The sequence below is a fragment of the Collinsella aerofaciens genome (assembly GCF_001405375.1).
Lineage (GTDB): Bacteria > Actinomycetota > Coriobacteriia > Coriobacteriales > Coriobacteriaceae > Collinsella > Collinsella aerofaciens_F.
Window position 1 is genome coordinate 126,838 of the sequence record NZ_CYYP01000002.1, and the last position, 14,051, is coordinate 140,888.

The window sequence follows — 14,051 nt, forward strand, 5'->3', positions numbered from 1 at the left end:
CAGCAAGTGGGCCGCATTTTGTCCGGAGCAAAACAACGCCGCAAGTAGAGGACGGACAGCGAGCGACGTCCAGAGCGAACAAGTTGGCATGAAAAAGGCGAGGCATTGACCTTCTGGTCATGCCTCGCCTTTTGAATGACAAATTGTCGCTCTGGGCGGCGCGCAGCGTCGAGCAGTTACGGCGTTTGGTAAAACGCCGTAACTAACGTGCTCCGTACTGCTCGTAGTAGGCGTCGATGGCGGCCTTGAGCTCGTCATCGATGACGACCTTGCCGTCGATCTCGTGGTTGTAGAGGGTCTCGACGACCTCGGCCATGGAAACGATGCTCGCGACGGGGAAACCGTACTTTGCCTCGATCTCCTTCTGCGCGGTGGTCACGCCGCCCTTGCCGACCTCCATGCGGTTGAGGGACACGATCAGGCCCTTGATTTCGACGTCGGCAGCAGCCTTAACCTTGGGATAGGTCTCGTCGATGGACTTGCCGCTGGTGGTGACGTCCTCGACCATGACCACGCGGTCGCCGTCCTTGGGCTCATAACCCAACAGGTTGCCCTTATCGGCACCGTGGTCCTTGGCCTCCTTGCGGTCGCAGCAATACTTGACCTCCTTGCCGTACAGCTCGTGGTAGGCAATTGCGGTCACGACGGCCAGCGGAATACCCTTGTAGGCCGGTCCAAACAGCACATCAAAGTCGTCGCCAAAGTTATCGTGGATGGCCTGGGCGTAATACTCGCCCAGCTTCTTGAGCTGATAGCCCGTCACGTAAGCGCCGGCATTCATAAAGAACGGGGACTGACGGCCGCTCTTGAGCGTAAAGCTGCCGAACTTAAGGACGTCGGACTCGACCATAAACTTGATGAACTCTTGCTTGTAAGCCTCCATGCGGGCTCCTCTCGTAATCGCGTACGTGCCTTCCAGTTTAGCGCAGGCGAAGCGTCGATGCGGGCGCGCTTTGGGGCCACGGCATTCTGTAAAGGCTTTGTCAGAGGGAATGGTTTTCCGAACAATGGGGTTGACATGTCAAACCCCCTCATCAAGAATACGGGCGGATTAAAAAGGGGTACGAGATACCCAAAGCGCGCTGCGCTCAGCCTTTAGGAGGTGTGCCATGGAAGGCAGTCCTAGTCGAAAAACCTGCATGTCGCCCTCGGCACGCCGCGAGGACTCCGCACACGCATAAACGCCACCGACAGATCGTCAACCCCCCACAAAGGCGCCTGCCCCCTTTGTGGTGGTTCGTGAGCTTGACGTGAGCGACATCTAGGTTTTTTGCAACTCAATACGACACGTACGCTAACTCCCTTCAACAAGGAGGACCCTATGCTGATGCTCAAAACCGCCACGGTACTCGAAGCTATCTCCAAGCGCCGCCGCACGGCGCGCCCTGCCGCTCACACCGGCCTGTCCAAGAACACCATATTCGCCGCCACCCATAGCGCCGAGGACGCCCTCGTACTGCTCGAAGCCACGGCAAACGGCCTCACCGCCGAGCAGGCAACCGAGCGCCTGGACACCTCCGGCCCCAACACCATCGAGGCACCGACCAAGACGCTCGCCCGTCGCATCGCCGACGCCTTCATCGATCCCCTCGCCGGCATCCTCGCCGCGCTCGCGCTGGTCTCGCTCTATATCGACGTGCTCGCCGTGCCCGAGCCGCAGCGCGACCCCTCCACGGTCATCGTCATCGGCATCATGCTGCTGGTATCGGGCGGCATGAAGTTTATCCAGGAAGCCCGCAGCGGCAATGCGGCCGAGGCCCTTAAGGACCTGGTCTCCAACACCTGCACTGCTCTGCGCGACGACGAGCGCATCGAGATCCCCTTCGACGAGCTCGTCCCCGGCGATGTGATCCGTCTCTCTGCCGGCGATATGGTGCCGGCAGATGCCCGCGTCATCACCGCGCGCGACCTGTTTGTCATCGAGTCCGCACTCACCGGCGAGAGCGAGGCAGCCGAGAAGACCGCTGCCGTCACCGTCGTCGAGGGCGCCGACGGCTCCGCGCTGCCGCTCTCTGCCTGCAAGAACATCGTCTTTACCGGCACCTCCGTGCAAAACGGCACCGCCATGGCGCTTGTCGTTGCCACCGGCTCGGACACCCACCTGGGCGGCATCGCCAAGATGCTCAACGGGCGTGGCGAGAAGAGCGCGTTTGACCGCGGCGTCTCGAGCGTCTCCATGTTGCTCGTACGCCTCATGCTCGTTATGGCGCCGGCCGTCTTTGCCATCAACGCCGCCACCAAGGGCAACGTCATCGACGCGCTGCTGTTCGCCACGAGCGTGGCCGTGGGCATCACGCCGCAGATGCTTCCCGTCATCGTGACCACGAGCCTGTCGCAGGGCGCCAAGGACCTCGCCCGTCGCCAGGTTATCGTCAAGGAGCTGCCGGCGATTCAAAACCTGGGCGCCATGGACGTCCTGTGCTGCGACAAGACCGGCACCCTCACCGAAGACCGCATCGTACTCGAGCGCTACCTCAACACCGACGGCAACGAGGACGCACGCGTGCTGCGCCATGCGTTTTTGAACAGCTTCTTCCAGACCGGCCTCAAAAATCTTATCGACCTGGCCGTAATCGACCGTGCCGATGTGACGCCCTCGACCGTCGCACCCGATTCCATGCTGGGCCAGAGCCTGCGCGACCGCTACACCAAGGTCGACGAGGTTCCCTTCGATTTCTCGCGCCGTCGCCTGAGCGTAGTTGTCGCCGACGCCCAAGGCAAAACCCAGATGGTTACCAAGGGCGCTGCCGAGGAAATGCTCGAGATCTGCTCCTTTGTCGAGATCGATGGCATCGCTCAGCCGCTCACCGACGAGAAGCTCGCCCAGATTCGCAAGCAGATCGCCGGACTTAACGCCGAGGGCCTACGCGTAATTGCCGTGGCGCAGAAGACCAATCCGCGCTGCGTGGGCGAGTTTGGCATCGCCGACGAGTGCGACATGGTGCTGATGGGCTTTTTGGCCTTCCTCGATCCGCCCAAAGCAAGTGCCGCGGGCGCCGTCGCCACCCTCGAGGCCAAGGGCGTGGCGGTCAAAGTCCTAACCGGCGACAACGACCGCGTCGCCGCCACCGTCTGCGAGCAGATTGGTATCGATGCGAGCAACGTCTTGCTCGGCTCCGAGATCGATGCGCTCGATGACGCCGAACTTGCCGAGCGCGCCGAGAAAACCCACCTCTTCGCCAAGCTCTCGCCGCTGCAGAAGGCGCGCCTGGTACGTGTCATGCGCGAGATGCTCGGCCACACCGTGGGCTTTATGGGCGACGGCATCAACGACGCCGCCGCCATGCGTGCGAGCGATTGCGGCATCTCGGTCGATTCGGCCGTCGATATTGCCAAGGAATCCGCCGATATCATCTTGCTTCAGAAGGACCTGGGCGTGCTCGAGCGCGGCATCATCGAAGGCCGCCGCACTTACGGCAACCTGCTCAAGTACCTCAAGACCACGGTGAGCTCCAACTTTGGCAATGTGCTGTCCGTGACCGTCGCGAGCCTGTTCTTGCCGTTTTTGCCCATGAGCGCCCTGCAGCTGGTTCTGCTGTCGCTGGTCTACGAGATCGTGTGCATCGCACTGCCGTGGGACACCGTCGATGACGCTTGGACTGCCCGCCCGCGTGCCTGGGACGCCGCGTCCATCAAGGGCTTTATGCTCGAGCTGGGCCCCGTGAGCTCGCTGTTTGACATCGTGACCTTCGCCGCGCTCTTCTTTGTCGTGTGCCCCGCCGCCGTGGACGCAAGCTGGTCCGAGCTTGCCGCCGCGGGCGACGTCGCGGGTATGGCGACCTTTGCTGCGCTCTTCCAGAGCGGCTGGTTTGTCGAGTCCATGTGGTCGCAGACACTCGTGGTCCACATGTTGCGCTCCCCGCATCTGCCGAGCCCGCGCGACCACGCCGCGCCCGCATTGTGCGTTCTTACCGTGCTGGGCCTGGCACTCGTCACCTGGCTGCCGGCAAGCCCCATCGCCGATGCGCTCGGCCTCATGCCGCTGCCCACGAGCTTTTTTGGGCTGCTCATTGGCATCGTTACCGCCTATATCGCGCTCACCCAGCTGGCAAAGCGCCGCTACATTGCCCGCCACGGCGAGCTGCTGTAGCACGGTGAACCGCCTCAGTAGACAGCCCAAGGGCAAAACCACCACAAAGGTGCCTGTCCCCTTTGTGGTGGTTTTGGTGCGCTATGAGGCGTTAGTCAGGCGGCTCCAGAGCTCGTCGATATCGATTTGGTCGCCGCCGCTCAGATAACCGGTGTGAATAAAAGACTCACTATAGATATAGATGTCATGCGCGCTGTCGCCATCATCTTCGGTGTCGTAGGCCGAAATCACGTAACGGCTGCCGTCGAGCGCCTTGACCAGCCAATACACGGAATCGTCGATTGTGCACTTCTCCTGCACTATCGCCGCATCGCCGATTGCGCCGGTGAGCGCACGATCGCCCGTCGTATAGCCGCCCACCGAGAGCAAAATCGCCACGCTATCGTCTCCGCCGCCCGGCTCAAGTTCCTCGTACTCGGACTCCGAAAGCGGTATCGCGCTGTTCGCAAGTTCGTCCACGTCATCCGAAATCTTAGAAAAGGTAAAGGCGAAAAGCCCCGCGTCATCGGCGGCACCGTAGCCCACGCTCTCGCCTTGCCACTCATAGTTTTGATGCTTGAGCAGGCGCACCAGGTCGGCGCCGTCCAAGTTGATCGCAGCATAGACCGTCACGTTGGCGTTGTCGTCTACACAGGCGGCGTCCGCCGTGGTCGCCTTCTTGGCACCGCCCGCGCCACCCAATCCGCCCGAGCAGCCAGCCAGCGCACAAGCCAGCACGCCCGCGCCTGCCACAAAGGCCGCACGGCTCATCACCACTTCATTCATCATGTTCGTCCCTCGCTATGGTATTGGCCACGTCGCACCTAGCCGAGCGCGCGTCCAGTCTTTTCCTGCCAAAATTCGTCTATCGTCGGAGCACCGCCGCCCTGGGTAAACGTACCGGTCTTGATAGCCTCCTCGGTAATGAGATCCAAGCGGTAGTCACCGTTTTCCATCGGGCTCGCCATGGCGACGTGCCGCGCCATGTTGGAACCGTATACGCACGCGATCCATGAGCCCGAAGTAATCTGCGCCCGGTCCTCGACCGGCACGGAAAAGCCCGCGATAACATCCTCGCAGCTCGAATAGCCCGAAAGTTGCAGCGTGAACATCACGGTGCTTCCGGTGCCGCCCTTGTCGAGCTTTCCGATTTCGTCCTCGCCGAGCCATTCGGTCGCGCCGTCCTTGCTGATATTGCAGACGCTGAGCACGTGTCCCGCCTCGTCCTCGTACATCTCGAGCGCGTCTTGCCAGGTATAGCCCTGCTGCGTGACAAACTCCTGCAACTGCCAGCCCTTAAGCTCGAGGAGTGCCGCGATGCTGATGTTGCGGTGCGCATCCCAGCAATCATCCGACCACGTATCGAACGCATCCGCCGAGCCGCTGTCCGCGCCCGAATCGCTGTCCGCGTCGCCGGAATCGCCCGACGTCGCACCCGCGTCCATCTTGTCCTTTACCGGGCGGTCGTCGTTAAAACCCGTCGCATCCTGCGTCCGCTGTCCGCCGCACCCCACAAGCGTCAGCAGCGCCGTTCCCGCCGCCGCGACAAATGCCGTGCGCGAAAGTACCGTCTCCCTCATCGTTGTTCCTTTCCCGTTCTTTATCACAATGCCGAGAAACACGCCCGGCATCGATTCACACACAAGCCGTCTCACGCTATTGGCGAGGCAGCTCCGTCCAGCCAAAACCAGGCTCAAAGCCATCGCGCGTGCCGATGACATCGCCCGAACCGTTGACCCAGGCCTGGTCGGCCATCACCGAGACCTCGACATCGGTGCCGTCGGGCCTGGTGTAATGGTTAACCCCGCGAATGGCATCGGAATACGAGGCCGCACCCGTGCCTACGCCCGCGCTAGAGAAACTGGCTGCGCTGGCAGCCATGTTCGCGGCGTGCTGACGATCGCTGCGATCGAACCATGCCTGCTGGTAGCTGTCGAACGCCGCCTGCTGCGAGGCATGCATCTGCTGCCAGGCTGCAAACTGCTGTTGCTGCTGGGCAATGTTCATCTGCGTGCGTTGGCGCTGTTCGAGCACCATCTGTTGCTTTTGAGCGGACGCCTCACGTGCAATAGCCGGGTTAAGCCGCAAGGTCGACGCCATTGAGGCAAGCGCCGTAGAGGCCGCCTCGTCCAGGCGACCTTCTGGCGCAACCAGACAGAAGCTGTCCCTGATACGCCACTGCAGCAGGTCGGCCGCGCCCAGCTCGAACGACGCTCCGTCCGGGCAACCGCCTCGACCCGTGGGCTGTCCTTGCGCGACGCCCTGTCCCGCCGCTGCCGCCGCCTGGCGCTCGCGCAGGCGTTTGCCCAAAACGCCGCCGATCAGTCCGCTCGAAAGGCCTGCGCCCAGCAGCGCCTCGGCCCCAGCGGCAATGCCTTTACCCTTAGAGCCTGCGACGCCGCCGATCGAGGCCACATAGCCCTCGACTTTGGCCGCCACCGCGAGCTCGGTGGGCACTGGAGCGCCCGTGAGCCGATATCGACGCATGCGGCACTCATAGATCACATTGCTCGGCTCCATCGAAAAGCCCTGAATCGCAAAGTCGTTTACCGCCTCGCGCTTTACGCGGGCACGCTCGCGCTCGATATCGAGCGCCGCGTTCGATGGGTACGGCTGCCCGGCCACAACCTCCGCCCGTGCGCCCAGCTGTGCCGCGCAGGCCTGAGCCAGCTCGTCGCAAGCTGCCTCCACGTGCATAAACGCCTTGCGCTCGGTTTGCGTGGGGATACGCTTGGCAACGGCGCCCGCATCCACGTAGCAGAGCTCGGAGCGGTACATAATCCGCTCACCCATCGGACCCGCTGCCGTCACGCCAACCGAAATCGGGCAGTCGAAACTGCCGCTGCGCTCAAGATGCGCCTCTTCGATTTGCCAACCCCGCGGCAGCGCTACCTGCGCGAGCGCCTGCCCGCCAGAGGCATCGCATGCGGCATGAAGCTCAAGGTCAACAGCGCGAGGAGCGTCCGCCGAGGTTGTGTCGCCAGACGGTGACGCGGCCTCGGCACTCTGCGTCGGCACAGCCACGCTCGGCTCGCGGCCTTCGCTCGCGCCATCATCGGCAGTAGCGTCATTCACAGACCCCGTGGCATCCGAGCCGCATGCAACGCCCTCAAGTCGGACGCCGCACCCCGGGCAAAATCGCACCGGCACGCCGGCGACCCGAGGCAGCTGCGCCCCACACGCCGGGCAGAATCTCAAGTCACTCATCCCGTACATCCCTAATTTCGTTAGCTGTTTTTGATCGCGGCAAGCTGCCGCCATAACTCATCGGCACCGTTAAGTCGGTACGCCGTCTTATCGAGCACGATATTCTTGCCTTCGAGCTCTACCGATTGCTCCGAACCGTCTGCATAGACAAAGACGAGCGTTCGGCCGGCATCGCTCATCCGCTCATCCACCGCATCCCCCACGGTGCAGCCATCGAGCGCGGCAAAAGCCGATGCGACCAGTTCGGAATCGTCGGTCTCATAGACCGTCCGCGCCTCCCCGTCCTCGACAAGCTTGACCGCCACCGGAACGGCAGCGCAATCGTTGAGCGACACTTGCGCGGCAGTCTTTCCTTGAGCGCCATGGTCGCCGGCAACGTAAACTCGCATAAGTGTCACCGCCGCGGCAAAGACCACCACGGCGATAAGCGCGCCCGCAGTTTTATTAGACGCGCAACCCCGAGACGCCATAGGTGCACCCCCTCCGTTCTGCTCCGCTCAGCATCACATTCATATGCCTTTGAGCACCAAAACGGCAGGTGACAAATGTCTCATATTCATATTTTTGCAGGTAAAAAACCACCACAAAGGTGCCTGTCCCCTTTGTGGTGGTTAGCTAGTCTTGGGGTGTCCAGGACCAGAAGAAGTTGATGAGGGCTACGCGCGAGGAGGCACCGGTCTTTTTGTTGATCGAAGCGATGTGGCGATAGAGCGTGGAGCGCGAAAGGAAGAGTGCCGCCGCCACGTCCTGCACGCTGCCGTCCGAAACGACCAGCGCCTCCAGAACATCGCGCTCGCGCTTGGTAAGCCCAAAGGCGGCAACGAAGCCATCGAGCCGATCGTCAAACGAAAGCTCCGGCGCCTCCAGGGGCACCGTGTCGGCCTGGCCGGGCTCACAGCTCACGCCAAGATCGTCGGTGGCAAGCGCCAGCCCGCCGTGCGTCGCCTCGCCCTCACCGTCTTGTCCAAACTGTCCCAACAGCGAAATCGCGATGCCGACAAACAGCACGAGCACGACGCTCACTGCCGCCAGCACGTTTTGACTCGAGACAATCGCCACCGCCGGAGCCGTCACGAGTATCGAGCAAACGTTGTTGATAACACGGCCCATGCACGGCCATAGATACGCCCAGCGGGCATACATCGAAATCGCGGCGAACTTCGCGGTGAAGAACACCACGAAAAAGCCCGTGCCAAGGTAAAAGATAATCGTGGCGGCAAGCGTGTTGCCACCGTTGCCATCGGTGATAAGCACAAAGAACGAGAGCGTGGACAGCATGGCGGCGCACGTCATGATGATATTCATATACGAACGCCCACGCAGGTCATACAGGACGCCGGCGGCAAGGGCGCTCACAACCAGCAGCAAGCGCGGCCAGTCGCCCAGATCGATAGCGCCAGCGGCATGCGAGGTCGTAAGGCCGGCATTGAGGGCCGCGAACACGCCGGTGAGGCAAGCGGTCGCCACCGTCAGACGTACCACGGCACCCTGAAAGGCCGCCTTTGCCTCGGGGTCATCGTGCCACCTGGCGCCACGCTCCGACGCATCGACCGATAGCTCGGCAATCTCGAACTCGGACGCAGGCTCATCACGCAATTTAGCGCGGCGGGCACCGTGAAGCAGCCCCACCAGCGCAATCGCACAGGCAATGAGAACAGACTTCTGGGGAATGCCCGCAGGCATCACCATATGGTTGAGCACCTGCACCAAAATGCCCGCAGCATAGGAAACCGCCACGGCGCGCGCCAGGCAGGGCGTCTGCGCAAAACGCCGCGCAAGATTGGCATGGGCGGTCGATCCGCAATAGCCCAGCGCACAGCACGCCACCAGGCCGCCGGCAATTAGCACCTCAAACCGCACTGCCATAATCATCAGCAGCAACGCCGATACCAACAGCACGCCTGTAATATCGCTCGTCGCATCGATCGTCTGGGGACGGCGATAGTACAGAAATGGGCGCACGAAAAAGCCAATCACGCTCGCGCCGACGACGATACTCTCGTAGATAACGACCTCACTCGATGGCACGAACTCGGCTATGCGCACATCAAAGAGATACTCGCACGTCAAAAACGTGAAGAAGAACAGCGCCAGGCATATAATCTCCCGAATGCCCCGACGCAAATATGCGGTTGTGTCTCCCATGCCCCTCATGGTTAACCCCCGGCCGCTCAATTGTCTGGAATTCTATTTTAATAAAGAACCAATCTCGATATCAGAGTCAGACTCGAAATGCTGCTAATTCGGCCCCAGTCGTCCACATCACGCCGCGATTTTGAGCCGCATGGACCAGAAGGGACGCGCGCGATCTCTAGCTCGGCCAGGAGTGTCTCCAACTACCACTCATTTAAGTACGTCCCCAATGAGTGGCCGAAGAGTGTCCCCCGCGACTAGTCGTTTAAGTACGTCCCCAATGACTAGTCAAAAATGGGCCATGTGTCCCAGTTGTGGAGACTCGTTGAGCCGTCTGGGTATCGTGAAAGATCGCGCACTCCCCCATCATCAAAAGTGACACACGCTACCTGTTGATGGGAGGCAGCCATGGGCTTCTTTGACAAGATGTTCGAGAAGAAAGAGTGCGCGATTTGCGGTACCGAGCTGGGGCTTTTGGGGAAGACCAAGATCAACGAAGGCTACCTGTGCAAAGAGTGCGTCGGCAAGCTCTCCCCCTACTTCCACGGCTATCGTTCCAGCACCGCAGACGATATCCGCGAGCAACTCGCCTACCGCGAGGCCAATGCCGAACGCCTGGCCTCGTTCAACCCTACGCGCACGCTCTCTGCCGGGCGCACCAACATCATGCTCGACGAAGACGCGGGCCTGCTGATCATCACCTCGCAGAGCCGCTGGCGCGACGCCAATCCCGACATCATCGAGTTCTCGCAGGTACTCGGCTGCGATATGGATATCGACGAGCATCGCACCGAGATTTATCGCGAGACCAAGGACGGCGAGCGCGAGAGCTACAACCCGCCGCGCTACGACCTGGATTACGACTTTAACCTTACCATCCACGTCAACACGCCGTACTTTACCGAAATCAACCTGCGCGTGAACGACTCCACCATCGATCAGCGCGGCTCCATCGAATACCGCGAGGCCAAGCGCCAGGCAACCGAGGTCCGCGACGCGCTGGTGCAGCTGCGTCAGGAAACGCGCGACAGCGTCGTGGCCGCCAAGGCCCCCAAGACCGCGGTCACCTGCCCCTTCTGCGGAGCCACCACCATTCCCGATGCCAGTGGGCGCTGCGAATACTGCGGCGGCGCCATCGGCGCATAGCCTCCGGCAGCGAAAGGACCGATTATGGCCTTCGAGAGCGTCAACTATCAGTGCCCCGCGTGTGGCGGTCCCCTTCACTTTGCCAATGCCGAGCAAAAGCTCGTCTGCGACTATTGCGATTCGCGTTTTGAAGTCGAAGAAGTCGAGGCCCTCTATCGCGAGCGCCAGGACAAGGCAGATGCCAAAGCCGATGCCGCAGCCGCGGCTCCCAAGCCTGCTGTCGACGATGCCGTGCAGGAGCTGGCTCAAAACGCCGGCTACATCTGCTCGTCGTGCGGTGCCGAGCTGGTCTCGGACGGCACCGTCGCCGTCACCACCTGCCCGTACTGCGGCAACTCCGCCGTGGCGCCCGGCCAGCTCTCGGGCGACTTCTCCCCCGACCTGGTGATTCCGTTTAAGCTCGGTCGCGACGACGTCCTGGCCGCCCTCAAGGAACACTACAAGGGCAAGATCCTGCTGCCCAAGAGCTTTGTCACCGGCAACCATATCGACGAAGTCCAAGGCGTTTACGTGCCGTTTTGGCTTTACGGCGCCCGCGTGGACGGCGAAGTGTGCTTTGACGCGACCAACGAGACCGTGACTGAGGAATCCGATCGCACCGTAACGACCACCGACCACTACGACGCCTACCGTAAAGGCAATATCTCGTTTGAGCGCGTGCCCGTCGACGGATCGTCCAAGATGCCCGACGGCCACATGGACGCCATCGAGCCGTTTGACTACGACGCGCTGCGCCCGTTTTCGGTCGCGTATATGCCCGGCTACATCGCCAACCGCTACGACGAGGACTGCGAGACCTGCAAGGCGCGCGCCGAGCGCCGTATGGAAGAAAGTACGGTCTCGGCCCTGCGCGAGACCGTCGTCGACGAGTATGACGACGCCACGGTCGAAAGCAAGCAGCTCGACTACACCTGGGAAGACAGCGACTACGCCCTGTTCCCCGTGTGGATGCTTTCCACCTCGTGGAACGGCAAGAGTTATCTTTTTGCCATGAACGGCCAGACCGGTCGCATGGTCGGTGAGCTTCCCTGTTCCAAGCCCAAGCTCGCTATCGCCTCGGTGCTGTTCTTTGTGATTGGGTTTGTCCTCTCCCAGATTCTCTTTATGGGTGGGAATGCCTTCGATCCGGACTACCTCACCTTTGATGTCGAGGGCGTCCTCATCAACATCGTCGCGCCGTTGATCATCGTGGTCATCGCAGACGTGCTGCTGGTGGGCCAGCTCAAGACAGCCAACGAGGCCACCCACGCCGATTGCTACTGCGGCGAGCTCGACCTGACCGAGAAGCACGACACCTTCAGCCACACCGAGACCACCGTTGTCATGAAGGACAACAAGGACGATTAGCCATTCTGACCGATACCACCCGGCCTTTGACGAGAAAGGAAGATCACCATGGGACTCTTGAAAGCTGGATTGGGAGCTGCCGGCGGCGTCATGGCCGACCAGTGGAAGGAGTTTATCTATTGCGAATCGATGCCCGCTGACGTCTTGGCCTGCAAGGGCAGCAAGCGCACCGGCGGCCGCAGTTCCAACACGCGTGGCGAGGACAACGTCATCTCCAACGGCTCCGTCATCGCCGTCAACGACGGCCAGGGCATGCTCGTGGTGCAAAACGGCAAGATCATCGAGGTCGCGCTGGAGCCCGGCGAGTTTGTCTTTGACACCGGCAGCGAGCCGAGCGTCTTTAGCGGCAACCTGGGCGACTCCATCAAGGAGACGTTCGCCAATATCGGCAGCCGTTTTACCTTTGGCGGCGACGCGGGCAAGGACCAGCGCGTCTACTTCATCAACACCAAGGAGATCATCGGCAACAAGTACGGCACCGCCTCGCCTGTGCCCTTCCGCGTGGTCGATAACAACATTGGCCTGGATGTCGACATCTCCGTTCGCTGCAACGGCGAGTATTCGTACCGTATCACCAACCCGCTGCTGTTCTACACCAACGTGTGCGGCAACGTGACCGATAGCTATACGCGCGACAAGATCGACAGCCAGCTTAAGTCCGAGCTGCTCACCGCCCTGCAGCCCGCCTTTGCCAAGATTTCGGAGATGGGCATTCGCTACAGCGCCATCCCCGGCCACACCACCGAGCTCGCCCGCGCGCTCAACGAGGTCCTCTCGGCCGACTGGCGCGACCTGCGCGGCGTCGAGATCGTGAGCTTTGGCGTCAACTCCATCGCCGCCTCGCAAGAGGACGAGCAAATGATCAAGGACCTGCAGAAGGCCGCGGTCATGCGCGATCCCACCATGGCAGCCGCCAACATCGCCAGCGCCCAGAGCGATGCGATGCGCGCAGCAGCCGCCAACCCCAACGGCGCGATGGCAGGCTTCATGGGCATGGGCATGGCGGGCGGCATGGGCGGCATGAACGCCAGCCAGCTGTTCGCCGCCGGCCAGGCACAGCAGCAGGCCGCCCCACAGCCGACCCCGCCACCCGCCCCCGCACCGGCTCCTGCCGCTGCCCCCGCGGCCGGCACGTGGACCTGCAGTTGCGGTGCCACCAACACCGGCAAGTTCTGCCCCGAGTGTGGCAGTCCCGCACCCGCCCCGGCACCGACCAAGTGGTTCTGCCCCAACTGCGGTAGCGAAAACGGCGGCAAGTTCTGCAGCAACTGCGGAACACCCAGGCCCTAGCCCCTCTACCTGGTAATTGGCGGGGAGGTCCGCCACCCCCGCATTTGCTTCTATGGGTTTCGTTCGATAAAGGAGGACACCATGAAGACAACGTTCAAAAAGTCCGTACTCGCATTCCTGACATGCGTCCTGGCGCTCGCCTTTGCCCTGACGGGCTGCAGCGGCGGCGGCAAAGACCCCAAGGCCAACTTCGTCGGCAGCTGGCAGTACTCGGGTGGAACCTTGGACGGCGAAGAGCTCACCGATGAGTACATGGATATGCTCAAGGAGTGGGGCCTCAACTGTATCCTGATCCTCGACGAAGACGGCACGGGCGTCCTCGACATGTTCCTTGAGGTCGCCGACCTGAAATGGGAGGCCAAGGACGCCACCACCGTAACGATTACCGCCGAAGATGAGTCGCACGACCTGAAGCTCAAGGACGACAAGCTCGTCCTCGAGGTGGAAGGCGACAAGCTTATCTTTACGAAGTCCGACAAGGATCTGTCCGGTACGGTAAAGAAGGATCGCGAGAACGCCGAGAAGGAAGAGGAGATCGATGAGGCCGTCGAAGACGACGACGTCCAGAGCGACGAAATCTCCCCCGCCGTCACCGTCGCCGATGACGACCTGTGCACCATCACCATCACCGAGAAGTTCAAGGACGACTGGGGCGACATCGGCTTTGTCGTCAACATCACCAACAAGAGCGACAAGGACCTGACCTTCTATGCTCCCTCCGGCAAGACCAATGTCAACGGCACCATGAAGGACCCCTGGTTCTCGGCTCACCTGATGCCCGGCACCAACGCCACTGAGGAATTCACGTTCTCGAACGGCGAGCTTGACAGCCTTGACGACCTGGTCAACACGACCATCG

Annotated in this window: 11 protein-coding genes; 5 read left to right on the plus strand and 6 right to left on the minus strand. The window is 61.6% G+C overall.

Translation table 11 applies throughout. The features are described from left to right. Positions 1 to 202: 202 nt before the first annotated feature. Positions 203 to 883, minus strand: a complete 681-nt coding sequence (gene pyrE / locus ARB25_RS01645; protein ID WP_055285323.1) for an orotate phosphoribosyltransferase — start codon at positions 881 to 883, stop codon at positions 203 to 205. 438 nt (positions 884 to 1,321) lie between these two features. Here pyrE and mgtA point away from each other — a divergent pair, with 438 nt between their 5' ends. Next, positions 1,322 to 4,090, plus strand: a complete 2,769-nt coding sequence (gene mgtA, locus ARB25_RS01650) for a magnesium-translocating P-type ATPase (RefSeq protein ID WP_055285324.1) — start codon at positions 1,322 to 1,324, stop codon at positions 4,088 to 4,090. 81 nt (positions 4,091 to 4,171) lie between these two features. Here the strand turns inward: mgtA and ARB25_RS01655 are convergent, their stop codons facing one another. The 5 genes from ARB25_RS01655 to ARB25_RS01675 form a co-directional block, all read right to left on the minus strand. Continuing rightward, positions 4,172 to 4,858 (minus strand): hypothetical protein, encoded by a 687-nt coding sequence (locus tag ARB25_RS01655; RefSeq protein ID WP_055285325.1) that lies wholly within the window; start codon positions 4,856 to 4,858, stop codon positions 4,172 to 4,174. A 35-nt stretch (positions 4,859 to 4,893) separates the two neighbouring features. After that, positions 4,894 to 5,649, minus strand: coding sequence for a hypothetical protein (locus ARB25_RS01660; RefSeq protein WP_055285326.1), 756 nt, complete (start codon positions 5,647 to 5,649; stop codon positions 4,894 to 4,896). A 76-nt stretch (positions 5,650 to 5,725) separates the two neighbouring features. Continuing rightward, on the minus strand, positions 5,726 to 7,276 hold the full coding sequence (locus ARB25_RS01665; protein WP_138375258.1) for a zinc ribbon domain-containing protein: 1,551 nt from the start codon (positions 7,274 to 7,276) through the stop codon (positions 5,726 to 5,728). A 20-nt stretch (positions 7,277 to 7,296) separates the two neighbouring features. After that, positions 7,297 to 7,746: a hypothetical protein gene (locus tag ARB25_RS01670; RefSeq protein ID WP_055285328.1), complete on the minus strand. Its 450-nt coding sequence runs from the start codon at positions 7,744 to 7,746 to the stop codon at positions 7,297 to 7,299. A 145-nt stretch (positions 7,747 to 7,891) separates the two neighbouring features. Beyond that, the gene (locus ARB25_RS01675) at positions 7,892 to 9,430 is read right to left on the minus strand and encodes a helix-turn-helix transcriptional regulator (RefSeq protein WP_082421810.1); all 1,539 of its coding nucleotides are present in this window, start codon (positions 9,428 to 9,430) and stop codon (positions 7,892 to 7,894) included. 387 nt (positions 9,431 to 9,817) lie between these two features. Between ARB25_RS01675 and ARB25_RS01680 the strand changes: the two genes are divergently transcribed. From ARB25_RS01680 to ARB25_RS10105, 4 genes are all read left to right on the plus strand, one after another. After that, positions 9,818 to 10,555, plus strand: coding sequence for a DUF4428 domain-containing protein (locus ARB25_RS01680; protein WP_055252143.1), 738 nt, complete (start codon positions 9,818 to 9,820; stop codon positions 10,553 to 10,555). 24 nt (positions 10,556 to 10,579) lie between these two features. Next, positions 10,580 to 11,902, plus strand: a complete 1,323-nt coding sequence (locus tag ARB25_RS01685; RefSeq protein WP_055285330.1) for a hypothetical protein — start codon at positions 10,580 to 10,582, stop codon at positions 11,900 to 11,902. A gap of 48 nt (positions 11,903 to 11,950) precedes the next feature. Continuing rightward, the gene (locus tag ARB25_RS01690; RefSeq protein ID WP_055285331.1) at positions 11,951 to 13,192 is read left to right on the plus strand and encodes an SPFH domain-containing protein; all 1,242 of its coding nucleotides are present in this window, start codon (positions 11,951 to 11,953) and stop codon (positions 13,190 to 13,192) included. Between the two features lie 81 nt (positions 13,193 to 13,273). Beyond that, a partial coding sequence (locus tag ARB25_RS10105; protein ID WP_055285332.1) for a hypothetical protein occupies positions 13,274 to 14,051 on the plus strand: 778 nt, incomplete at its 3' end.

What these genes read in the sequence shown, in the direction of transcription:
- ARB25_RS01685 (WP_055285330.1), top strand. Translation starts at nt 10,580, where the DNA reads ATGGCCTTCGAGAGCGTCAACTATCAGTGCCCCGCGTGTGGCGGTCCC.
- pyrE (WP_055285323.1), bottom strand. Translation starts at nt 883, where the DNA reads ATGGAGGCTTACAAGCAAGAGTTCATCAAGTTTATGGTCGAGTCCGAC.
- ARB25_RS01665 (WP_138375258.1), bottom strand. Translation starts at nt 7,276, where the DNA reads ATGAGTGACTTGAGATTCTGCCCGGCGTGTGGGGCGCAGCTGCCTCGG.
- ARB25_RS01660 (WP_055285326.1), bottom strand. Translation starts at nt 5,649, where the DNA reads ATGAGGGAGACGGTACTTTCGCGCACGGCATTTGTCGCGGCGGCGGGA.
- mgtA (WP_055285324.1), top strand. Translation starts at nt 1,322, where the DNA reads ATGCTGATGCTCAAAACCGCCACGGTACTCGAAGCTATCTCCAAGCGC.
- ARB25_RS01670 (WP_055285328.1), bottom strand. Translation starts at nt 7,746, where the DNA reads ATGGCGTCTCGGGGTTGCGCGTCTAATAAAACTGCGGGCGCGCTTATC.
- ARB25_RS01675 (WP_082421810.1), bottom strand. Translation starts at nt 9,430, where the DNA reads ATGAGGGGCATGGGAGACACAACCGCATATTTGCGTCGGGGCATTCGG.
- ARB25_RS01690 (WP_055285331.1), top strand. Translation starts at nt 11,951, where the DNA reads ATGGGACTCTTGAAAGCTGGATTGGGAGCTGCCGGCGGCGTCATGGCC.
- ARB25_RS01680 (WP_055252143.1), top strand. Translation starts at nt 9,818, where the DNA reads ATGGGCTTCTTTGACAAGATGTTCGAGAAGAAAGAGTGCGCGATTTGC.
- ARB25_RS01655 (WP_055285325.1), bottom strand. Translation starts at nt 4,858, where the DNA reads ATGATGAATGAAGTGGTGATGAGCCGTGCGGCCTTTGTGGCAGGCGCG.